This is a genomic window from Sphaerisporangium rubeum (assembly GCF_014207705.1).
Taxonomy (GTDB): Bacteria; Actinomycetota; Actinomycetes; order Streptosporangiales; family Streptosporangiaceae; genus Sphaerisporangium; species Sphaerisporangium rubeum.
Map to the genome: position 1 here is coordinate 6,125,255 of NZ_JACHIU010000001.1, position 20,272 is coordinate 6,145,526.

19 protein-coding genes are annotated in these 20,272 nt (G+C 69.6%); 12 read left to right on the plus strand and 7 right to left on the minus strand.

Going from position 1 to position 20,272, the window contains the following annotated elements:
* Positions 1-29: 29 nt before the first annotated feature.
* The 3 genes from BJ992_RS26045 to BJ992_RS26055 are packed head-to-tail and all read right to left on the minus strand — an operon-like array spanning position 30 to position 2,520.
* Positions 30-1,682, minus strand: coding sequence for an AMP-binding protein (locus tag BJ992_RS26045; RefSeq protein ID WP_184985383.1), 1,653 nt, complete (start codon positions 1,680-1,682; stop codon positions 30-32).
* Positions 1,679-2,269 carry a ferritin-like domain-containing protein gene (locus BJ992_RS26050; RefSeq protein WP_184985385.1) on the minus strand — a complete coding sequence of 197 codons (591 nt, stop codon included), beginning with the start codon at positions 2,267-2,269 and terminating at the stop codon, positions 1,679-1,681. The genes BJ992_RS26045 and BJ992_RS26050 overlap by 4 nt, the downstream gene beginning before the upstream one ends.
* Positions 2,266-2,520, minus strand: a complete 255-nt coding sequence (locus tag BJ992_RS26055; protein WP_184985387.1) for an acyl carrier protein — start codon at positions 2,518-2,520, stop codon at positions 2,266-2,268. Before BJ992_RS26055 ends, BJ992_RS26050 begins: the two co-directional genes overlap by 4 nt.
* A gap of 470 nt (positions 2,521-2,990) precedes the next feature.
* On the opposite strand from BJ992_RS26055, the gene hppD reads away from it, so the two are divergent.
* The 7 genes from hppD to BJ992_RS26090 all read left to right on the plus strand — a co-directional run bounded on the left by hppD (position 2,991) and on the right by BJ992_RS26090 (position 11,674).
* Positions 2,991-4,034 carry a 4-hydroxyphenylpyruvate dioxygenase gene (hppD, locus tag BJ992_RS26060; protein ID WP_221474983.1) on the plus strand — a complete coding sequence of 348 codons (1,044 nt, stop codon included), beginning with the start codon at positions 2,991-2,993 and terminating at the stop codon, positions 4,032-4,034.
* 2 nt (positions 4,035-4,036) lie between these two features.
* Positions 4,037-5,140 (plus strand): alpha-hydroxy acid oxidase, encoded by a 1,104-nt coding sequence (locus BJ992_RS26065; protein WP_184985391.1) that lies wholly within the window; start codon positions 4,037-4,039, stop codon positions 5,138-5,140.
* Positions 5,134-6,453, plus strand: a complete 1,320-nt coding sequence (locus BJ992_RS26070; protein ID WP_184985393.1) for an aminotransferase-like domain-containing protein — start codon at positions 5,134-5,136, stop codon at positions 6,451-6,453. Before BJ992_RS26065 ends, BJ992_RS26070 begins: the two co-directional genes overlap by 7 nt.
* Before the next feature lie 207 nt (positions 6,454-6,660).
* Entirely contained in the window at positions 6,661-7,680 is a 1,020-nt protein-coding gene (gene gntD / locus BJ992_RS26075; RefSeq protein WP_221474984.1) for a guanitoxin biosynthesis L-enduracididine beta-hydroxylase GntD, read from the plus strand.
* 45 nt (positions 7,681-7,725) lie between these two features.
* The gene (locus BJ992_RS26080) at positions 7,726-9,642 is read left to right on the plus strand and encodes an ATP-binding cassette domain-containing protein (RefSeq protein WP_184985395.1); all 1,917 of its coding nucleotides are present in this window, start codon (positions 7,726-7,728) and stop codon (positions 9,640-9,642) included.
* Entirely contained in the window at positions 9,635-11,419 is a 1,785-nt protein-coding gene (locus BJ992_RS26085; protein WP_184985397.1) for an ABC transporter ATP-binding protein, read from the plus strand. Before BJ992_RS26080 ends, BJ992_RS26085 begins: the two co-directional genes overlap by 8 nt.
* A gap of 48 nt (positions 11,420-11,467) precedes the next feature.
* Positions 11,468-11,674, plus strand: coding sequence for an MbtH family protein (locus BJ992_RS26090; protein WP_184985398.1), 207 nt, complete (start codon positions 11,468-11,470; stop codon positions 11,672-11,674).
* An 80-nt stretch (positions 11,675-11,754) separates the two neighbouring features.
* Here BJ992_RS26090 and gntD (BJ992_RS26095) read toward each other — a convergent pair whose 3' ends face one another.
* Entirely contained in the window at positions 11,755-12,786 is a 1,032-nt protein-coding gene (gene gntD, locus BJ992_RS26095) for a guanitoxin biosynthesis L-enduracididine beta-hydroxylase GntD (RefSeq protein WP_184985401.1), read from the minus strand.
* Entirely contained in the window at positions 12,779-13,906 is a 1,128-nt protein-coding gene (gene vioD / locus BJ992_RS26100; protein ID WP_184985403.1) for a capreomycidine synthase, read from the minus strand. The genes gntD (BJ992_RS26095) and vioD overlap by 8 nt, the downstream gene beginning before the upstream one ends.
* 257 nt (positions 13,907-14,163) lie before the next feature.
* Here vioD and BJ992_RS26105 point away from each other — a divergent pair, with 257 nt between their 5' ends.
* The 4 genes from BJ992_RS26105 to BJ992_RS26120 all read left to right on the plus strand — a co-directional run bounded on the left by BJ992_RS26105 (position 14,164) and on the right by BJ992_RS26120 (position 17,817).
* Complete coding sequence (locus BJ992_RS26105) at positions 14,164-15,345, plus strand: DUF418 domain-containing protein (RefSeq protein ID WP_184985405.1); 1,182 nt, start codon at positions 14,164-14,166, stop codon at positions 15,343-15,345.
* A gap of 233 nt (positions 15,346-15,578) precedes the next feature.
* A complete protein-coding gene (locus tag BJ992_RS26110) occupies positions 15,579-15,776 on the plus strand; it encodes a DUF3073 family protein (protein WP_184985407.1) in 198 nt (65 codons plus the stop codon).
* A complete protein-coding gene (locus BJ992_RS26115; RefSeq protein WP_184985409.1) occupies positions 15,776-16,105 on the plus strand; it encodes an ArsR/SmtB family transcription factor in 330 nt (109 codons plus the stop codon). The genes BJ992_RS26110 and BJ992_RS26115 overlap by 1 nt, the downstream gene beginning before the upstream one ends.
* Positions 16,102-17,817: a SulP family inorganic anion transporter gene (locus BJ992_RS26120; protein WP_343072855.1), complete on the plus strand. Its 1,716-nt coding sequence runs from the start codon at positions 16,102-16,104 to the stop codon at positions 17,815-17,817. The genes BJ992_RS26115 and BJ992_RS26120 overlap by 4 nt, the downstream gene beginning before the upstream one ends.
* Before the next feature lie 100 nt (positions 17,818-17,917).
* On the opposite strand, the gene BJ992_RS26125 is transcribed toward BJ992_RS26120, so the two are convergent.
* Positions 17,918-18,325, minus strand: a complete 408-nt coding sequence (locus tag BJ992_RS26125; RefSeq protein ID WP_246496775.1) for a winged helix-turn-helix transcriptional regulator — start codon at positions 18,323-18,325, stop codon at positions 17,918-17,920.
* 91 nt (positions 18,326-18,416) lie between these two features.
* On the opposite strand from BJ992_RS26125, the gene BJ992_RS26130 reads away from it, so the two are divergent.
* A complete protein-coding gene (locus BJ992_RS26130; protein ID WP_184985411.1) occupies positions 18,417-18,785 on the plus strand; it encodes a DoxX family protein in 369 nt (122 codons plus the stop codon).
* Here the strand turns inward: BJ992_RS26130 and BJ992_RS26135 are convergent.
* Positions 18,778-20,064 (minus strand): MFS transporter, encoded by a 1,287-nt coding sequence (locus tag BJ992_RS26135; RefSeq protein WP_184985413.1) that lies wholly within the window; start codon positions 20,062-20,064, stop codon positions 18,778-18,780. The two genes, BJ992_RS26130 and BJ992_RS26135, sit on opposite strands and share 8 nt — an antisense overlap.
* Between the last annotated feature and the right edge of the window lie 208 nt (positions 20,065-20,272).

The following is a 20,272-nucleotide window of genomic DNA, read 5'->3' on the forward strand; positions in this document are numbered from 1 at the left end:
GCCTCCCTTCTCCTTTGTCGGAATTCGACTTACCTCAGCTCGGCCAGCGTGCGCCGGTCGAGTTCTCCGTCGTCGTGGAGCCGACGGCACTGGGCCCGCTGCACCTTGCCGGACGTGGTGACCGGGATCGAGCCCTTGCGGACGATCCGTACCGATGTCAGGCGGGTGCCGAGCAGCTCGGTGACCGTGGCGCGGATCTTGCGCGCGAGCTCGGCGGCGTCCTCGGGTGACGCGGTCAGCGACTTGCCGCCTTCGACGACCACGGAGAACCGGTGGTCCCCGCCGGAGTCGCGGAACGCCGCGCAGGACGCGACCAGGCCGGCGCCGACGTCGTGGCCGATGGCCTCGACGTCCTCGGCGAAGATGTTGCGGCCCGCCAGCGAGATGACCTCGTTGCGCCGGCCGAGCACGTACAGCTCGCCGTCGTGGACGAAGCCCGCGTCGCCGGTGTCCCACCACTCCCCCTGCCGGGGCTGGAAACCTTCGGCGGTCTGGTAGCCGGAGAGCAGCCACTCGCCGCCGAGGTGGATCGGGGTCGGCTCCAGTCCCGCCTGCACCCGGGCCCGGTTCCCCGGCAGCAGCGGCCCGACCGACACGTGACCCCCCGGCCCGCGTACCGGTCCGTGCAGCAGCGGCCTGCTGGCGCTGCCGACGATGCCTTCGGCGAGGCCGTAGCTCGGCCGGATGGCCTCCCACCGGAAGCCGAGCGGGCCCGCGACCGCGTGGAAGTCCAGCAGGGTCTGCCAGTGCAGCCGTTCGCCGCCGCTGAGCGCCACCCGCAGGCGCGACAGGTCGAGCCCGTCGTCGTACGGCACCGACGCGGCGAGCCGGTAGGCGAAGTTCGGCGCGGCCGTCATGGTGGCCCGGTACTTCGACAGCATGGTCAGCCAGTTGGACGGCTTGCCGGCGAACGTGCTCGGCGCGGCGATGGTCATGTCCACCCGGCCGTACAGGCCGGTGAGGAACATGGCCACCAGGCCCATGTCGTGGTAGAGCGGCAGCCACGACACCAGCGACTCACCCTCGCCGTCGGTGACCCCCATGCCGTCGCTGATCATCGCGAGGTGGCCGGCGAGCCGGTCGGCGGGGATGACGACACCCTTCGGTGCGCCGATGCTGCCGGAGGTGAACTGGACCAGCGCGCGGTCCGGGATCGCGATGTCGGGGACCGTGCGCCGCTCCCCCGGGTCCGCGGTCAGCACGGCCGAGTCGATCGCGACGGCCTTGGCCGGCATCGGCAGGTCGGCGGGGTCCTCGGCGGAGACGAAGTGACGGCAGTCGATGGTCTCCAGCACCGGGACGAAGTTGCTCCGGTACCACTGGAGCGCCGCGGCGCGCGGCGGCGGCGGCACCGACACCACGCAGCCGCCGGCCATCCAGACCCCGAGCACCGACAGGATGGACTCCAGGGTGTTGGAGATCGTCATGGCGACCGGTGTGCCCGGCTCGACCCCCGCCTTGCGCAACCGCTCGGCGGCGGCGGCGGCCCTCGTGGCGAGGTCGGCGTAACCGAGGCGTACCTCGGAATTCCGGTCGACGACGGTCAGCGATCGCCGTTCCACGGAGAACGGCCGGACGATCTCCTCCAAGGAGAGGTGCCCGCGCGGCGGCGCGGGCGACTCCAGGATCAGCTCCCCGCCGGCCACCTGTAGGTGGCCGGCGCTCACCGCCGGGGCCGTCATGTCGATCGGACCGCCTCTGCGCCGACGGCCGTCATGTCCTCCATGGCGCGCTGGTCGGCGATCAGCGCGCGGTCCATGACGTCCTGCACCGCACGGTCGGCGAGGGCCCGGCGCTCCAGCTCCTCCTGGATGTAGGAGACGTGCCAGGTCTCGTCCTTGATGATGCCGCGCAGCGTGCGGCGGATGATCGAGGGGATCTCCTGCACGTCCAGGTGCTCGACGTACTGCGCGCAGCCGCGCCGCTCGGAGACCCAGGTCAGCGCCAGGATCTCCTCCAGCGTGCGCGGGATGCCGAAGTGGTGGCCGAGCCGCGTCTGGTACGGCTCGTCCACCGGCATGATGTCGCCGCCGATGTCGTGGATCGCCTTGGTCCACAGCCACGCGTGCACGGCCTCGTCCCGCAGGTGGCGGGTGAGGTCGTTCTTGAGCTGCAGGTTGTCGGCGAGCCGGCTGAGGCGCAGGATGACCCCCGCGCCGTGCACCTCGGCGGCGCGGTACTGGTTGAGCAGCCACATCGGGTCGTGCTCGTCCGGAGCCGCGTACGCCCCCGGCGTCCCGTACTCCCGTGTCGTCGTGTTCGTGTTCACGCGTGGCTCCCCTCGTGCACACGAACCAGGACGTCCGCGACGCTCCCCACCGTCTGGAAGTCCTCCATAGAAGTGAAATCCAGCTGTTTCCCCGTCTCCATGTGCAGCGCCGCGAGGAGTTCCGCGGCGTCCAGCGAATCCAGCCCGAGATCGTTGACCAGATGAGTGGAGGGGGATATGTCCTTGAGCGCGATGGAACGCCCTCGGCTTATCAGCTTCGAAACGAGCTCGATTGCGTCTGCCTCGGTCATGTCCCGACTTCCTCGCATAGAGAAGCAATTCAGGCACAGAGTTCCATAGCGGAGCGCCACGGGTCAAGCTGGTTTTCCCGCACCGGAGTGATATACATCACAGCCCTGGAGAAAGCGAGATGAAATCGTATTGAAAGGGGTTTGCATTACCCTGCGGAACCGCGTTTACCGGACGCATCCAATAAGGATGTCGCGCTGGACCTCAATGCCGTTACATCACGGCCGGCGAAGCCGGGAGACGATCTTGAAAGCCGTCTACCAGTGCGGATGCCACTGGAGATGCCCGGCGGAGTGATTTTAAAACCACTCCGCACAAGATGAGTCCAGCTCGGCACAGACCCCGGACAGCACACTGAAAATAGATTGAAAAGTGATCTTCATAGCCTGACGGTCGCAGAGCCAGGTGCACCACAGGACGGAGGCGTAGACCCGCTATGAGAGAAACGCCACACGGTGACGTGGTCGAAGCCGTGAATTTGAATCATGTCGAGTTCTATGTCAGTGACGCGGACGCGTTCGCCGGTGGCCTCACGGCCCGATACGGCTTCCGGCCCGTGGCGAGCACCGGGGACGGTGAAAGCGTCCGCTCCATCGCGCTGCGGCAGGGTGAAATCACGCTCGTCGTGACCTCCGCCGCGTCCGCGGGCCACCCGGTGTCCGAATTCGTGGAAACGCACGGCGACGGCGTCTCCTCGATCGCTTTGCGCGTGGACGACGCCAGAGGCGCCTTCGACCGCGCCGTGCGGCGCGGCGCGCGGCCGATCGCGGCCCCCGCGCCGCTCGGCGACGGCGTCACCGCCGCCATCCAGGGCTTCGGCGACGTGGCGCTGCGCTTCGTGCAGCTCCCCGCGGACGCCGGGGACAACCCCGTGCCGTGGCTGCCGGTCGTGGCGGACCCCGGCGGCCACGGCACAGGGCTCAAGGTGCTCGACCACTTCGCGGTCTGCCTGCCGCCAGGCGGCGTCGACCCGCACGTGCGGTTCTTCGAGAGGGTCCTCGGCTTCACGATGATCTTCAAGGAGCGCACCGTCGCCGGCGAGCAGGTCATGGACTCCAAGGTCGTGCAGAACGCCGGCGGCGACGTCACCCTGGTGCTGCTGGAACCCGGCCACACCAGCGGCGAGCCCGGCCAGATCGACGAGTTCGTCAAGTCCAACGCCGGCCCCGGTGTGCAGCACATGGCCTTCACGTGCGAAGACATCGTGACCACCGCGGCCGCGCTGCAGGAACGCGGCGTCGAGTTCCTCGACCCGCCTGCCAGCTACTACGAGATGGTCGGCGACCGGGTGCCGGTCCTGCGCGAACACACCCTCGAGGAGCTGGAGCGGCTCAACATCCTCGCCGACCAGGACCACGACGGGCTGCTGTTCCAGAGCTTCACCCGCTCCACCACGGCGCGCCGCACGTACTTCAACGAGGTCATCGAGCGCGCCGGCGCCACGACCTTCGGCAGCGGCAACATCAAGGCGCTCTACGAAGCCGTCGAACTCGATCAGTCGCGCGGAAAGTCCTGACCATGCCGGTGCGACCACTGACCATCGGTGAGGTCGAGCAGGCCGCCGAGGCGGCGCTGCCGCCGGAGACGTGGGACTTCGTCTCCGGCGGCAGCGACGCCGAGGTGACGCTGCGCGCCAACCGCGCCGCGTTCGACCGGATCGCGCTGACCCCCCGGGTGCTGACCGGCGTCACCGCACCGGACACGTCGGCACGGCTGGCCGGCACCGACTCGACCCTGCCGATGGCGGTCGCGCCGATCGCCTACCACCGGCTGTACCACCCCGACGGCGAGCTGGCCGTGGCCCGCGCAGCCAAGACGCTCGGTGTCCCGCTGACGGTGGCGACGCTCAGCAGCCACCGGCTGGAGGACATCGCGGCCGTCGGCGGCCCGCTGTGGTTCCAGCTCTACTGGCTGCGCGACCGCGGCCAGATCGTGGACCTGCTGCGCCGCGCCGAGGCACTGGACTTCCGCTGCGTCATGCTGACCGTGGACTGTCCGCCGTACGGCAGGCGGCTGCGTGACGTGCGCAACGGGTTCCGTCTGCCGCACGACGTGGTGGCCGCCAACCTCGCCGACCCGCACCGCCACGTGGCGCGCGCCGGCGAGCCGGGTGCGGCCTCCGCCATCGCCTCCCACACCGACGCGATCATGCATCCGGCGCTGAGCTGGCGCGACGTCGCGTGGGTCCGGGAGAACACGCGGCTCCCCCTGGTGCTCAAAGGCGTGCTCGACCCGAGGGACGCGGTGCTCGCGGTGGAGCACGGCGCCGACGCCGTCGTGGTGTCCAACCACGGGGGCCGTCAGTTCGACGGCGCGCCGGCCGGTGTCGCCGCGCTGCCGGCGGTCGCCGAGGCCGTCGCGGGCCGCTGCGAACTGCTCGTGGACGGCGGGGTGCGGCACGGCACCGACGTGCTCAAGGCTCTCGCGCTCGGCGCGGACGGCGTGCTGCTCGGCCGTCCCGTCATGTGGGGGCTCGCGACGGACGGCGAGCGCGGCGTGGAGACCGTGCTGACGATCCTGCGCGAGGAGTTCACCCACGCTCTGGCGCTGACCGGCTGCGCCGGCCCGGCGGCGGCACGCGACCTGCGGGTCACGCACGTGCGGGAGGACCGTCCATGCTGACACCGGGCCAGGCACCGCTGGCGGACCTGCTGACGGCCGAGCTGCACGCGTCGCTGACCGACCCGGCGCTCGAAGGCATGAACCTGCTCAACGAGCTGGTCATGCGCTTCCCCGGCGCCATCTCGTTCGCCGCGGGCCGGCCCTTCGAGGGGTTCTTCCGCGTCGAGGACCTGCACCGGCACCTGCGGACGTACTGCGAATACCTCGCGGACGAACTCGGCCAGACCTCCGAGCAGGTCGTGCGGACCCTGTTCCAGTACGGCAGGACCAAGGGGGTCATCCACGAGTTCATCGCGCGCAACCTCGCCGTGGACGAAGGCATCAAGGCCGACCCCGAGTCCATCGTGGTCACGGTCGGCTGCCAGGAGGCCATGTACCTGGTGCTGCGCGCGCTGCGCGCCGACGAGCGCGACGTGCTGCTCGCGGTGTCGCCGATGTACGTCGGCATCACCGGCGCCGCCAAGCTCGTCGACATGCCGGTGCTCGGGGTTGAGGACGCCGAGCACCTCACCGACCTCCAGGCGGTGATCGACCGCGCACGGGCCGGCGGCCTGCGGCCACGCGCGCTGTACCTCGTGCCGGACTTCTCCAACCCGTCGGGGTACAGCCTGTCGGCCGCCACACGGCACCGGCTGCTGGAGATCGCCGAACGCGAGGACCTGCTGCTGCTGGAGGACAACCCGTACGGCCTGTTCTCCCTCGACGACGAGCGGCCCCCGACGCTGAAGTCCCTGGACACCCGGCGCCGGGTCGTGTACCTCGGATCGTTCGCCAAGACCTGCTTCCCCGGCGCGCGCGTCGGGTTCGCGGTGGCCGACCAGTACGTGTGGGACGGCCAGGCGGAACGGCCCGAGCTGTTCGCCGACCAGCTTTCCAAGATCAAGAGCATGCTGACCGTCAACACGCCGGCGTTCGCGCAGGCACTGGTGGCCGGCAAGCTCATCGAATCGGACTACAGCCTGAACTCCGCCAACGCCGGACTGCGGCAGGTGTACCGCGACAACCTCCGGCGGCTGCTCGACGGCCTCGCGCGGCGCTTCCCCCCTGGCGGTCCGGTCGAGGTGACGTGGAACACGCCGGGTGGCGGGTTCTTCGTCGTGCTCACGGTGCCGTTCACCGTGACCGACGAGCACCTCGAACGCTGCGCTCGTGAGCACGGCGTGCTGTGGGTCCCCATGCACCACTTCTACGACGGCCAGACCCCGACGCGACAGATACGGCTTTCCTGCAGTGCTCTGGACGCCGCGCTGATCGACGAAGGGCTGGACAGGTTCGCCGAATTCGTGACCGGTGCGATGAACCAGGCGACCTGAGAAAAGGAAACCGGGAGGACGGAGGAATTCCACCGGCGAGGGCTTTCAGCCGACGCCGGCCTGTTCAGAGATAAACAACGAGAGAAACCGAGTGCCCCGCGCGACGAGTGCCGTTCTGGCCGCCGCGGGGCCGGGCAGGTGAAATTCGGCGGTCGAGAGCCTGCTCATTTTTAGAAACATCGGCAGCACTCGATATCGGAGACCATGATGACGCCTGCGAACGACCCGATCCACGTCATCTCCGCCGACGAGGCGGACATGATCGAAAACCTGACGCTGAAGCTGGCCCAGCAGTACAGCGGCCCCGAGGACGAGGAGTTGCTGCGCGAGCTCCCCGTCATCGCCGCCGACCTGCCGGTCGCGCAGCGCAGGTACATCCGCAACTTCGCCCTGGACGACCACAACGGCTACTGCGTCATCCGGGGCCACAAGATCGACGACGAGCGCATCGGCGACACCCCCGCGCACTGGCGGGGCCGGCCGACGCCGTCCCCGGAGTTCGCCGAGGAGATCCTGATGCTGCTGCACGGGGCCCTGCTCGGTGAGCCGTTCGCGTGGCGCACCCAGCAGGACGGCAGGCTCGTGCACGACATCTTCCCCATCAAGGGGTACGAGACCGAGCAGATGGGGATCGGCAGCACCGAGCTGCTGACCCTGCACACCGAGGACGCCTTCCACCCGTACCGCGCGGACTTCCTGCTGCTCGGCTGCCTGCGCAACCTCAAGGGGATCGCGTCCATCGTGGCCGACATCCGTGTCGACCAGCTCTCCGACGAGCACATCGACATCCTGATGCAGGACCGCTTCATCATCCGTCCCGACGACTCCCACCTGGCCGAGAACAACCTCACCGGTCACGAGGACGGTGCCAAGTTCAGTGAGATCGACCGGCTGAAGAAGGACGACGTGCGGGTCGCGGTGCTGTGGGGTGACCGCAGCAAGCCGTACATCAGGATCGACCCGTACTTCATGGAGGTCCCCGACGACGACCCGGAGGCCAAGGAGGCCTTCTCCGCCGCCGAGGAGATGCTGGAGCGCAACGTCGCCGACGTCGTGCTCGAACCGGGGGACATTCTCATCATCAACAACCACCGTCTCGCGCACGGCAGGCGCGCGTTCATCGCGTCGTACGATGGCCGGGACCGGTGGCTGAAGCGGGTGAGCGTGACCACCGACTTCCGCAAGTCCCGCGCGCAGCGCGGCCTCGCGACCGCACGACTGATCTGACACGGAACACTCCTTCGAGCCCCATCAGCGAAAGTGCGTGAGACCGTGAACACACGAGAAGGCGCCGCGCCAGCGAGCGCCGGCCAGGGGGGCGGGACCCGCCCCCCCTGGCGGTTGCCTGAGACGGCGCGGAGCATCCTGATCGTCCTGCGCGTCCTGCCGAAGGTCGGCAGGGCACGCACCTGGACGCTCGGGGTCAGCGTCGTGCTGGCCGCCGTCCTTCCCATCGCCATCGCGGTGACCACCGGTCTGCTGATCGGGACCATCGTGGACGCCGTGAAGGCCGGTCCAGGGTCGGCCGCGGCCGGCACGGCGACCGGCCTGCTGGTGGCCATCGGCGCGCTGGTGGTGGCCGAGCGTGCCGTCGTGCCGGTGATGGCGGCCTCGGCCGCCACACTCGGCCGCGACCTCGACCGTTACCTGCAGGAACGCGTGCTGACCGCGGTCAACAGACCCGGCGGTGTGGCGCATCTCGAGGACCCGGCGATCCAGGACGAGATCCGGATCGTGCGGGGCCTCGGCATGAGCGCCTACCGGCCGAGCCAGACCGTGGAGGCCCTGCCGACCGTGCTCGCCAACTGGCTCGGTGCGCTCGGCTCGGTCGTCGTGCTGTTCGCGTTCGAGTGGTGGCTCGGCCTGCTGTGGCTGATCGCCTGGCCGCTCGTGGTGTACCGCATGCAGCGGGACTACGCGCGCATCGGCGAGGAGGGGTACAAGCAGAGCACCGAGCTGCGCGGCGTCGAGTACACCCGTGACCTGGCGCTCAGCGGCCCCGCGGCCAAGGAGATCCGGGTCTGGGGGATCAAGGACTGGCTGGTCGACCGGTTCGACCGGAGCTGGCGCCGCGCCATCGGCCCGGTCGCCGCGGCCCGCCGTCCCCGTCCGCTGGTGGTGCTGGCCTCCAGCGGCGCGATCCTGGCGCTGAACGCGGCGTCGTTCGGCCTGCTGGCGTTCGCCGCCATCCGGGGGAACCTGGAGATCGGCGCGCTCGCGGTGTTCCTGAACGCGCTGATCAGCGCCAACTCCTACGCCGTCGGCGACGAGCACTTCTACCTGTCCTACGCCTCGGTCACCGTGCCGAAGCTCCTCAGCCTTGAGGAACGCCTGACGGCGAACGCCACGGAAGGCGAACGTGCTCCGCGTGCGCTGACGGCCGTGGTGGCGCCGGACGCGCCGGCCAAGGCCATCAGGTTCGAAGGGGTGTCGTTCCACTACCCGCGTTCCGAGCGTCCGGTGCTGGAGAACTTCGACCTGGAGATCGCCGCCGGCCGTTCGCTCGCCATCGTCGGTGAGAACGGCGCCGGCAAGACCACCCTGGTCAAGCTGCTCAGCGGCCTGTACGAGCCGACCGGCGGCCGGATCACCGTGGACGGCGCGGCCCTTTCCACCCTCGACCCGCAGCAGTGGCGCCGCAGGGTCGCCGCGCTGTTCCAGGACTTCTCCCGCTACCACCTGCCGGTACGCGACAACATCGGCCTCGGCGCACCCGAGCACGCCGGCGATCTGGACATGATGCGGGCCGCCGCCGAGAAGGTCGGCGTGCTCGACGTCATCGAGGCCCTCCCCCACGGCTGGGACACCGTGCTGTCGCGCGAGTACGAGAACGGCGTGGACCTGTCCGGCGGCCAGTGGCAGCGCATCGCGCTGGCCCGCGCGCTGTTCGCCGTCGAGGCCGGCGCCAGGGTGCTGGTGCTGGACGAGCCGACCGCCGCGCTCGACGTGCGGGCCGAGGCCGACCTGTACGAACGGTTCATCGACCTCACCGAGGGCCTGACCACCATCCTCATCTCGCACCGGTTCTCCACGGTGCGCCGCGCCGAGCGCATCATCGTGGTCCGCGACGGCCAGGTGGCCGAGGACGGCACCCACGAGGAGCTGCTGGCCCTCGGCGGCCGGTACGCGCACATGTTCAACCTGCAGGCGGGCCGCTTCCACACGCGCGAAGGAGCCCCTGATGCGTGACACCTACCGCGCGTTCGTCACGACCATCGGCTTCGGCTTCCGCGCCGCGCCGTGGCACGCCGCCTTCCAGATCGTCACCGAGGTCGCGCTCGGCCTGGTCGGGCCGTTCATGGCGTACAGCAGCAAACTGCTGGTGGACGCCGCCATCGCCAAGGACCTGGACCAGGCGCTGGTCGCCGGCACCGTGCTCAGCGCCACCATCGCGGTGCTGCTCGTCGGCATGTACTACAACGCGCACTGCATCTTCACCGTCATCGAACGCACGCAGGCCCTCGCCGACCGCAAGCTGATGAACCTCATCGGCGGCATCGACGGCCTCGCGCACCACGAGCGGCCCGAGTACCTCGACCAGATCTACCGGCTGCGTGAGGAACGCGAGAGCCTCGCCGAGATGACCAACGCCTCCGCCGGCTTCGTCGCCGCGATCGTGGCGTTCGTCACCACCTCGATCCTGCTCGCGCAGGTGCACCCCGCGCTGCTGTCGCTGGCGCTGGTCGCCGGCGTCTCGATGTTCATCAGCAGCAAGGCCAACGACATCCGCGTCGAGGCGCAGGAGGACACCAGCGAGCCCGAGCGGCTGCGCCGTCACCTGTACGACGTCGGCACCACCGCAGGCGCCGGCAAGGAGCTGCGGGTCTTCGGCCTCACAGACGAGATTGTGCGCCGCCACCACGTCGCCGCCGACGAGGTGCTGTCGGCGCGCAACGAGGCCGACTGGCGCGCGGCCCGGCTCAAGGGCATCGACGCGCTGGTCAACGCCGGCGCGTTCATCGGCGCCATCGCGCTGGTGCTGACGCTCGCGCTGAACGGCCGCGCCGGCGTCGGCGACGTCGTGCTCGTCGTGCAGCTCGCGGTCGAGATGGGGATGGTCGTGGCCGGCACCGTCGGGTACGGCGGCGACTTCCTGTGGACGCTGAAGCAGGCCCGCCGGTTCCTGTGGCTGGAGCAGTACGCCAGGTCCGCGGTGAAGCCGACCCCCGACCCGCTGCCGGTGCCGGAGCGGCTGCGGCACGGCATCGACCTGGACGACGTGACGTTCCACTACCCCGGCACCGACCGGCCGATCCTCGCGAACGTGTCGGCGCACCTGCCGGCCGGCTCGGTGGTCGCGCTGGTCGGCGAGAACGGCGCCGGCAAGACGACGCTGGTCAAGCTGCTGTGCGACTTCTACCAGCCCGACGGCGGCCAGATCCTCGTGGACGGCGACGACCTGGCACGAGTGCCGACCAGGCGCTGGCACCAGCGGGTCAGCACGGCGTTCCAGGACTTCGCGCAGTTCGAGTTCCTCGCCAGGGAGACCGTCGGCGTGGCCGACACCGCCAAGGTCGGCGACGACGCCGTGCTGAACGGCGCACTGACCAGGGCCGACGCCACCACGGTCGTCGAGGCGCTGCCACAGGGCCTCGACACCCAGCTCGGCACCACGTGGAGCGAAGGGGTGGACCTGTCCGGCGGCCAGTGGCAGAAGCTGGCGCTCAGCCGGGGCCTGGTGCGCGAGGACCCGCTGCTCGTGGTGTTCGACGAGCCGACGGCGGCGCTGGACCCGCAGACCGAGCACGCGCTGTTCGAACGGTTCGCCGAGGCGGCCCGCTCGGGCCGGCAGAACGGCACGGTGACGCTGCTGGTCTCGCACCGGTTCTCCACCGTCCGCATGGCCGACCTGATCATCGTGCTGGAGGACGGCCGCATCCGCGAGATCGGCGACCACGACCAGCTCATGACCAGAGGCGACCTGTACGCCGAACTGTACGAACTCCAGTCCCGCGCCTACCGCTGATCCTTTCCGTACATTCTCTACAGCAGACCGACCGAGCAGGAGAAACCAATGAACGCGTTCGACGACCCCGACGGCCGTTTCCTCGTCCTGGTGAACGACGAGGGCCAGCACTCGCTGTGGCCGGCCTTCGTGAAGGTCCCCGCCGGCTGGGACGTGGCCCACCCCGAGGACACCCGCGAGGCGTGCCTCGACTACGTCAACAAGAACTGGACCGACATGCGGCCGAAGAGCCTTGTCGAGCGCATGAACGCCTGACAGTCTTCAACCCGCGCTTCGTCCGCGACACGAAGAAGGGGGCCCGCCGACCGGCGGGCCCCCTTCTCGCCTGTGATCCGTCAGAAGATGGTGCGCGAGTCCGCCGTACGCCGCGCGGCCCGCGACTTGCGCAGGTCACGCGCGATGTTCAGCCGCTTCAGCCACCGGTCGGTGCCGTCGAACCGCGCCGTGAACGCCTTGCGGCCGTGCACCGCGCGGTAGTTGTCCAGGAACAGCACGTCCCCCGCCTTGAGCACAACGCCGCCGATGCTCGCGTCGATCTCCTTGGTGATCGCCTCAAGCGCCGCGGCGGCCTCGGGGTCGTCCTCCGGCACGTGCATGAAATACGGGTCGAGCCGCAGGTACGGCTTGTCGGGGTGGCCGAACAGCATGGCGATCGGCTTCGGGTCCTCCTCCAGCCCCATGATCCACTCGTAGCTGCGCTCCAGCAGCTTCTTGGTCTCGGGGTCGGTGTCCTCTCCCCCGGCCCGGTTGTGCGGCAGGTGAGAGCGGTCGGGCCGGATGGGGAACCGTTCCTGGCGCATCACCTCGGCGAGGTCCGGCTCGATGCGGATGTCGTCGACCGACGCGGCGGTCGTCTCGATGCCGTCGTGGTTGCGCATGCACATCAGCCCGACGTAGTCGGTGCGCAGCGGGTGGAACGCGTCCTCGGTGTGCCACGTGAGCAGCTGCTCGCTGCCGGAGCCGAGCTGCTCGTGCTTGTGCGCCTCGATCGGCATCACGTCGTGCAGCAGCCGGCCGTCCTGCTGGGTGGCCCACGCGATGGGGTCACCGAGCAGGCACGCGCACAGGTAGAAGAAGAACTCCTCAGGCAGCGCCGTCTTGCTGCCGACACAGTCACGCCAGTGCGGCGGCGTCGGGCCGATGCGCCGGTCGTCGATGGGATAACCGCTGATCACGCACAAGGCGTCCGGCTCGGTGAGCCGGAAGTGGTTGAGCTGGAGCCGCAGGTCGCGCGGCAGCTCGTGCGCGTAGATGGCGGCGTCGGCGACGAACTCCGGGTCCTCCACGGAGTCGTACCTGGCGATCAGCTCGTCGGTGAGCGCGCGGATCGCCTTGACGTCGCTCTCGGACAGGTTGACGTTAAACATGCTTCCCCCTGTTGTCCCGCAACGCGCGGGCCAGTGTGTCGAGCCCGGCCGCGAAGCCCGCCGACGGGCCGCCGAAGCCGAGACGCACCCGCTCCGGGTCGCCGAAGCAGACGCCTGGCACCAGCAGCACGCGGTCGCGCCGCGCCAGCTCGTGACAGAAATCGGTCGTGTCCTCGATGCCGACGAAACGAGGGAACGTCGTCACCCCGCCGAGCGGATCCGGCAGGTCGAACACGTCCTCGTTGGCCTTGGCGAAGTCGCGCAGCACGCCGAGGTTGTGCCGCGCCTGCTCCCTGCGTCCGGCGACCAGGGTCTCCGCGCCGCGCGCGACGTGCGCCGCGACGAACTCGACCAGCGGCGACAGGTGCAGCGTCATGCGGTCACGCAGGTCGAACGTCGCACGCAGCAGCTCAGGCGGCGCGATGACCCAGCCGACCCGCAGCCCCGGCAGGCCGTACCCCTTGGACAGCGTGCCGATCGAGATGGACCGCGCCGGGTAGTCGTGCACCGGGTCACGCAGCGGCTCGGTGCCGTACGTCAGCTCGCGGAACGCCTGGTCCCAGATCAGGTACGCTCCGGCGTCGGCCGCGATGCCGACCAGCTCGTCCCGCTGCTCCTCGGTGAGCGACGACCCCGTCGGGTTGTGCGGGAAGTTCACCACGATCGCCTTGGTGCGGTCGCTCATCTTCTTGCGCAGCAGCGTCAGGTCCGGCACGTACCCGTCGGCCGCGAGAAGCGGCCACGACACCACGTCGCAGCCGAGGCTGCGCGCGATCGAGTAGTGCGTGTGGTACGCGGGCTCCACCACGACGATCTCGTCACCCGGCTCCAGCAGGGTGCACATCATCAGGTAGATCGCCTCGCTGGCCCCGTGCGTGACCATCACCCGCTCGGGGTCGCCGTTCCCCCACTGATCGGCGATCGCGGCCCGCACCTCGTCCCCGCCGAGCGTCGTGCTGTCGCGCAGCACGATCTCGTCGAAGGCCTCGAGCGGGATGCCGAGCAGGCGCCGCACGTCGGCCACCGAGTAGTCCTCGACACCGCTGCTGCCGATGTCGAAGTCCACATCGAAGTAATAGCGCCGCATCCAGTCCTCGAGCGCCGATGATTCATACCTCATGCGCCGGCTTCCCCTCCCGCCGTGATTTTCATGAGCCAGCACGAGCGCGTTCGTGTGTGTCGCTGGCGATACGCGTGCCATTGCGGGCCGGCACGTTTCACGGCCCGCCTCGGACGCCTTTCAGATCGTCCCAGAAAAACTCTGGGTGCTGAAGAGAGAAAAGGCCGCCGGACGCTCTTTTCTCTCTTTCGGCGCGCGCGGCGGCCATAGTACGTTTCGAGCTATCTGATTTCGACCGGTAATGCAAGGGATGACGGATGGACAGCGCGACACGAGCCGGCGCGACGACCTCGTCGGGGGTAAGGCGGATCACCGATGTCGACGGCCTGCGGGGTTTCGCCGTCCTAGGCATCCTCGCCGTCAACATGCTCGACCTGGCCGACCCCGGCCGCATGGAAGGCGCCACCGCCTTCACCGGCCCCCTGGACACCGCCGTGCGGGCCTTCGTGATCGGCGCCGGTCAGCTCACGTTCCTGACCCTGTTCGCGTTCCTGTTCGGCTACTCCTTCACCCTGCAGAAGGCCGGCGCCGAGGCCGAGCACTCCAGCGTCGTCCCCCGCACCCTGCGCCGCCTGGTCGCGCTGATCGCCATCGGCGCCGTCCACATGGTGTTCCTGTGGCGCGGCGACATCCTGATGCTGTGGGGCCTGCTGGGCCTGGTGCTCCTCGCGCTGAGCGGCCTTCGGCCGAGAGCGGCGTTGATCACCTCGCTCGCGCTGACCGCGCTCGCGGTGCTGTACACGGCGTACAACGTCCTCACCGCCGAACCCGCCGAACCCCTCGGTCCCGAGGCGCTCGCCGCCGGCCAGGCCGCGCTGGACGCCACCCGGAGCGGCATCGGCGACTACATCTCCCTGAACCTGGACTCCTTCTCCCTGGAGGACCTGTACTTCTCCCCGCTCCAGGTCCCCCCCATGATCGCCGTCTTCCTCCTCGGCCTCGCCGCCGGCAAGGTCCGCTGGCTGGAGAACGAGGCCGTCCTCGACCGCTGGCTCCCCAAGGTGCAGCTCATCGGCCTCGTCGTCGGCATCCCCACCGCCGTGGCCCTCGGCTACGCCGAAGCCCAAGGCGGCGACTTCACCACCATCCCCGGCCTGATCGGCCAGATCGGCGTCCCGTTCCTCATCGCCGGCATGGCCGCCACCCTGATGCGCATGTCCCGCGCCGGCAACGGCATCCTGCGCACCCTGGCCCCCGCCGGCGCCATGTCCCTGACGAACTACATCATGCAGTCCGTCCTCATGTGCCTGATCTTCACCGCCTACGGCTTCTCCCTGGCCGGCCAGATCTCCCCCCTCGGCCTCCTCGGCATCACGATGGTCATCTGCGCCGCACAGGTCGCCTACAGCACCTGGTGGACGCGCCACTACCGCTACGGCCCCCTGGAATGGCTCCTGCGCCTCGCCACCTACGGCCGTCCCCCGTCGATGCGCCGCTGACCCGCCTGATCAGGACCGCGAGTTCCCCGGCCTGCGCGAGAGAGTGGCCATGTAAGCACAAAGCCACCCCCGCCAGGCCGGTCCCGGACCGTGGAACCGACCGGCCGGCGAAAGTACGATCTGTCCGACTGCCACCCTCCTGGCGGATCCGGTCGCGTCACACACTAGACTGCTTGCAGTTTTGCGCAATTATTCATGTGCGCAATAGTGTGCCGTCGAGGAGGCGATGACGGATGGGACGTGGCCGGGCCAAGGCCAAGCAGGTGAAGGTCGCTCGCGCGCTGAAGTACAGCGGTGGTGGCGACCTGGAGGCACTGCGGCGAGAGCTCAACGCCGACAGGACGCCTTCCCCGCACGCTGAGCCGGACGACGTGGCCCCTGACGCGGCGGCCGGTCCCGCCGCCGGGAGGGCCGAGGACGGGAGCGAGTGATGCCGGTCCCGCTGTACCAGGCCAAGGCCGAGCTGTTCAAGACGCTCGGCCATCCGCTGCGCATCCGCGTGCTGGAATTGCTGTGCGAGAGACCTCAGCAGGTCCGCGAGCTGCTGGCCGCCATGGACGTGGAGGCACCGAACCTGTCGCAGCAACTGGCGGTGCTGCGCCGGGCCGGGCTGGTCACCGCGAGGCGGGACGGCGCGACCGTGGTCTACGAGCTGGCCGGGGCCGACGTGTCGGAGCTGATGCGGTCGGCTCGCCGGATCCTCACCGAGTTGCTGGCCGACCGCAACGAGCTCCTCGCCGAGCTGGAGCAGGCGAGGTGAACCTGCGGGAGGTGGCGCGTTCGCTTCCTGATCTGCTGCCTGGACGGTCGGACTGGGTCGCCGCGCGCCGGTCACCGGGCCGGGACCTGGTGGCCGGGCTCATCGTCGCGGTCGTGGCGTTGCCGCTGGCGCTGGCGTTCGGGGTCTCCTCCGGGCTCGGCGCGCAGGCCGGCCTGGTGACCGCGATCGTCGCCGGAGCACTGGCGGCGATCTTCGGCGGCAGCAACCTGCAGGTGTCCGGCCCCACCGGCGCGATGACCGTCGTCCTCGTCCCCATCGTGCACAGCCACGGCACTCAGGGAGTGCTGATGGTCGGCCTGATGGCCGGCCTGGTTCTCCTGGCCCTGGCCGCGCTGCGGGTCGGCCGGTTCGCGCAGTTCCTGCCGATGTCGGTGGTCGAGGGGTTCACCGCGGGGATCGCGGTCGTCATCGCGTTACAGCAGGTCCCCGCGGCGCTCGGCGTGGCGGCCGGAGACGGGGAGAAGGTCTGGCAGGTCGCGGCCGACGCCGTGGCACGCTTCGTCGCTCAGCCGACCTTGGTCTCACCTGTCCTGGCCCTGGCCGTGTCCGCGCTGATGCTGGCCGGCGCTCGGCTACGGCCCGGCGTCCCCTTCTCCCTCCTCGGCGTCGCCGTCGCGTCGCTGGCCGCTCAGCTGTTCTCGCTCGACGTCGCCACGATCGGGGCCCTGCCGGCCGGACTACCCGCTCCGTCGCTCGGTTTCCTCGACCCCGCCGCCGTCGGCACGCTCCTGCCGTCCGCGCTGGCGGTGGCCGCGCTCGCCGCGCTGGAAAGCCTGCTGTGCGCCACCGTCGCCGACGCGATGAGCGTCGGCGAGCGGCACGACCCTGACCGGGAACTGTTCGGACAAGGCATCGCCAACCTCGCCACCCCGCTCCTCGGCGGCATACCGGCGACCGCCGCCATCGCTCGTACCGCGGTCAACGTGCGCGCCGGGGCCCGGTCCCGGCTGGCCGCGCTCACCCACGCCGCCGTGCTCGCCGGCATCGTGCTCGCGGCCGGCCCCCTGGTCTCCCGGATCCCGCTCGCGGCACTCGCCGGGGTCCTGCTGGCCACGACCGTCCGCATGGTCGAGGTCGGCTCCCTGCGCGCGCTGGCTCGCGCGACCCGAGGCGACGCGGTCGTGCTCACCCTGACGTTCGCCGTGACCGTCGTCTTCGACCTCGTCACCGCGGTGGCCGTCGGCCTCGGCCTGGCCGTCGTCCTCGCGCTCCGCGCCGTCGCGAGGACCTCACTGCTGGAGCAGGTCCCGCTCGAAGCCGGTGACCACAGCGCCGAGGAACAGCGACTGCTGAGCGAGCACATCGTCGCCTACCGCTTCGACGGTCCGCTGTTCTTCGCCGCCGCGCACCGCTTCCTGCTGGAGCTGTCCGAGGTGGCCGACGTCCGCGTGGTCATCCTGCGCATGTCACGGATCACCACCCTGGACGCCACCGGCGCCGGCATCCTCGGCGACGCCATCACCCGCATGGAACACCGCGGCATCATCGTCATGATCTCCGGCATCAAACCCGGCCACACCCAGGTCCTCGCCGCTCTCGGCGTCGCCGACCACCTCCACCGCGACGGCCTCGTCTTCCCCGACACCCCCACCGCGATCACCCATGCCCGCACCCTCCTGCACCACCACGGCCTGCTCACCGCCACCACCCCGCAGGCCGAGCAACCAGTCGAAGCCGACCCCCGCCGGTAGACGGCGCGTCACACCAGGACCCGCACGAGACCCACGGCACCAGGCACGGCGAATCCAGCGCCTCCGGAACACACCTCACCCCGACGAGAAGGACACCTCCTCACTCCGCGCTGTCGGCACGCTCCTCATACGCGGCCCTACTGGCCTCGATGTCCGGGATGTGCTTGATAGCCCACTCTGCCAGCGCCAACGCCGGCGGAATGAGGCTCTGGCCGGTACCGGTCAGCGCGTACTCGACCCTCAGTGGCACCTCCGCGTACACCGTCCGCGACACCAGCCCGTCCCGCTCCAGGTTCCGCAGCGTCCGTGTCAGCATCCGCTGCGAGACCCCGGGTATCTGCCGCTGCAGATCGGTGAACCGCAGCCGCTTCCGATCGAGGGTCGCCACCACCAGCAACGTCCACTTGTCGCAGATCCGGTCAAGGATCGTACGGATCGTCCGGCCGCCGTCTCCACGGATCATGCAGGTGTGCTCGTACCCCGACACCGACACCTCCCTGTGCCTCAAGCACACACATGTGCCTTTTGTAAGCCCCCCAATAGTGCCGCATCATGGGGCAACTTACCAACGGTAACCATCCAAGCCAGGAGCCCCCGCCATGACCGTCGCCTACTGGATCGTCGCCGCACTCCTCGCCGTCTTCTACCTCTACGCCGGCGGCAAGAAGGCCATCCAGACCAAGGAACAACTCCAGCCCATGATGGCCTGGGTAGACACCATCCCCATGCCCCTGGTCCACACCATCGGCGTGCTCGAACTCCTCGGCGCAGCCGGCCTCATCCTCCCCCCACTGACCGGCATCGCCCCCTGGCTGGCACTGGCCGCCGCCATCGGCCTGTCCCTGATCCAGGTAGGCGGCGCAGCCCTCCACCTTTCCCGTGGCGAAACCCGCCAGATCCCCCTGAACATCATCTTGCTGGCCATCTCCATCACCACGGCCTGGCTGAGCACCACCTGGCTCAATTAGACGACCGCACGCGACCCGTCCCCTCTCCGGCAGGACCCCGCCGGCCGGCCGTCCGGTTCACGAGGACACGCGCGAGTACCGCGGTGACGGCACCGGCCAGAACCACCGAAAGCAGTCCGAACCGGAGTCCGACGAGGTCCGCGACCGCTCCGACGAGCGGCGGCGACAGCAGGAACCCTGCACGCAGCAGCCAGCTCACGATGGTCAGGCCCGTGCCGGGAGCCAGCCCCGGCAATTCGTCGGCCGTGTGCATGGCCGCCGGGACGAGCGTCGCGACCCCCAGCCCCGCGAACGCGAACCCGGCGAGCGTGGTCCCCACGGACGGCACCGCCAGTGCGCCCCCCATGCCGACGGCCGCCAGAACCCCTCCCCCACGGACCACCGCACGCTGCCCGAACCGGTCCACGACCCGGTCCCCGCTGAGTCGGCCGACCGTCATCGCGACCTGGAACGCCACGAACGCCAGCCCCGCCGTCGCGGCATCGGCCCGCAGATCGCCACTGAGATAAATGGCCCCCCAGGACGCCCCCGCGTCCTCGACGATGGCACCACAAGCCGCGATCACCCCGAGCGCCGCGAGCATCCCCACCGCACCCCCACCGAAGATCCGCCGCCTCATACGCCGCAAAGCCGACCCTTCACCCCCGGCCTCCGCCTTGCGTCCCCCACCCCCCGCCTCATCCGGCCCAGGCAACATGAACCGGTACGCCACCAACGCGACCGCTGAGAACAGCACCCCCGACACAGCCAGATGAAGCGAGAGCGGCACCCGAAGCCCCGCCGCCGCCGACCCCATCAACCCACCCAGCACCGCACCAACACTCCACAACCCGTGCAGAGAGTTGACGATCGACCTCCCGTAGATCCGCTGCACCCGCAACCCATGCGTGTTCTGCGCGACATCGATCACCGCGTCCAACGCACCCACCACGAACAACACCGCCGCAAAAGCCACCCAGTGCGGCACAAACGGAATGACCAGCATCACCACCGCGAACACCACCATCCCGTACGCCGCCACCCGCGACGACCGGAACCGCCGAATCACCGCCGCCGCGAACAACCCCGCCAGCAACGACCCCAACGGCAACGCCGCCACCGCCGTACCGAACACCGCGTTGCTCAACCCGAGCTCCGCCTTGATCTGCGGATACCGGGGAATCACGTTCGCCAGCACAGCCCCGTTGGTCAGGAACAACCCGGCGACAGCGGCACGAGCCAGCCGCGCCTGACGGGTCGGCGTACCAGGCGAGGCGACGCCAGGAATGGAAGCGGACATGAGCCTTCCGAACGCAGAGATGCAAAAAGGGGACAAGGAAGGCTATCAGCGCAGTTACTGCTAGCCGACGCTATACATCAGTCCAAACAGCCTGGACCGACCTCGCTAGAAGCATGATCCCGCTGAGCCTCGTCGCAAGCGGCCGACGGGCCGACGTCGTAACGGACCATCAGACAGCATGTGCGCGCACCTCCCGCATACAGGGCGT

Excerpts from the sequence above, each read along its gene's own strand:
- BJ992_RS26105 (WP_184985405.1), top strand. The coding sequence starts at position 14,164 with ATGGACAGCGCGACACGAGCCGGCGCGACGACCTCGTCGGGGGTAAGG.
- gntD (WP_184985401.1), bottom strand. The coding sequence starts at position 12,786 with ATGTTTAACGTCAACCTGTCCGAGAGCGACGTCAAGGCGATCCGCGCG.
- BJ992_RS26090 (WP_184985398.1), top strand. The coding sequence starts at position 11,468 with ATGAACGCGTTCGACGACCCCGACGGCCGTTTCCTCGTCCTGGTGAAC.
- BJ992_RS26070 (WP_184985393.1), top strand. The coding sequence starts at position 5,134 with ATGCTGACACCGGGCCAGGCACCGCTGGCGGACCTGCTGACGGCCGAG.
- BJ992_RS26085 (WP_184985397.1), top strand. The coding sequence starts at position 9,635 with ATGCGTGACACCTACCGCGCGTTCGTCACGACCATCGGCTTCGGCTTC.
- BJ992_RS26115 (WP_184985409.1), top strand. The coding sequence starts at position 15,776 with ATGCCGGTCCCGCTGTACCAGGCCAAGGCCGAGCTGTTCAAGACGCTC.
- gntD (WP_221474984.1), top strand. The coding sequence starts at position 6,661 with ATGACGCCTGCGAACGACCCGATCCACGTCATCTCCGCCGACGAGGCG.
- vioD (WP_184985403.1), bottom strand. The coding sequence starts at position 13,906 with ATGAGGTATGAATCATCGGCGCTCGAGGACTGGATGCGGCGCTATTAC.
- BJ992_RS26135 (WP_184985413.1), bottom strand. The coding sequence starts at position 20,064 with ATGTCCGCTTCCATTCCTGGCGTCGCCTCGCCTGGTACGCCGACCCGT.
- BJ992_RS26045 (WP_184985383.1), bottom strand. The coding sequence starts at position 1,682 with ATGACGGCCCCGGCGGTGAGCGCCGGCCACCTACAGGTGGCCGGCGGG.
- BJ992_RS26055 (WP_184985387.1), bottom strand. The coding sequence starts at position 2,520 with ATGACCGAGGCAGACGCAATCGAGCTCGTTTCGAAGCTGATAAGCCGA.
- BJ992_RS26065 (WP_184985391.1), top strand. The coding sequence starts at position 4,037 with ATGCCGGTGCGACCACTGACCATCGGTGAGGTCGAGCAGGCCGCCGAG.
- BJ992_RS26130 (WP_184985411.1), top strand. The coding sequence starts at position 18,417 with ATGACCGTCGCCTACTGGATCGTCGCCGCACTCCTCGCCGTCTTCTAC.
- BJ992_RS26110 (WP_184985407.1), top strand. The coding sequence starts at position 15,579 with ATGGGACGTGGCCGGGCCAAGGCCAAGCAGGTGAAGGTCGCTCGCGCG.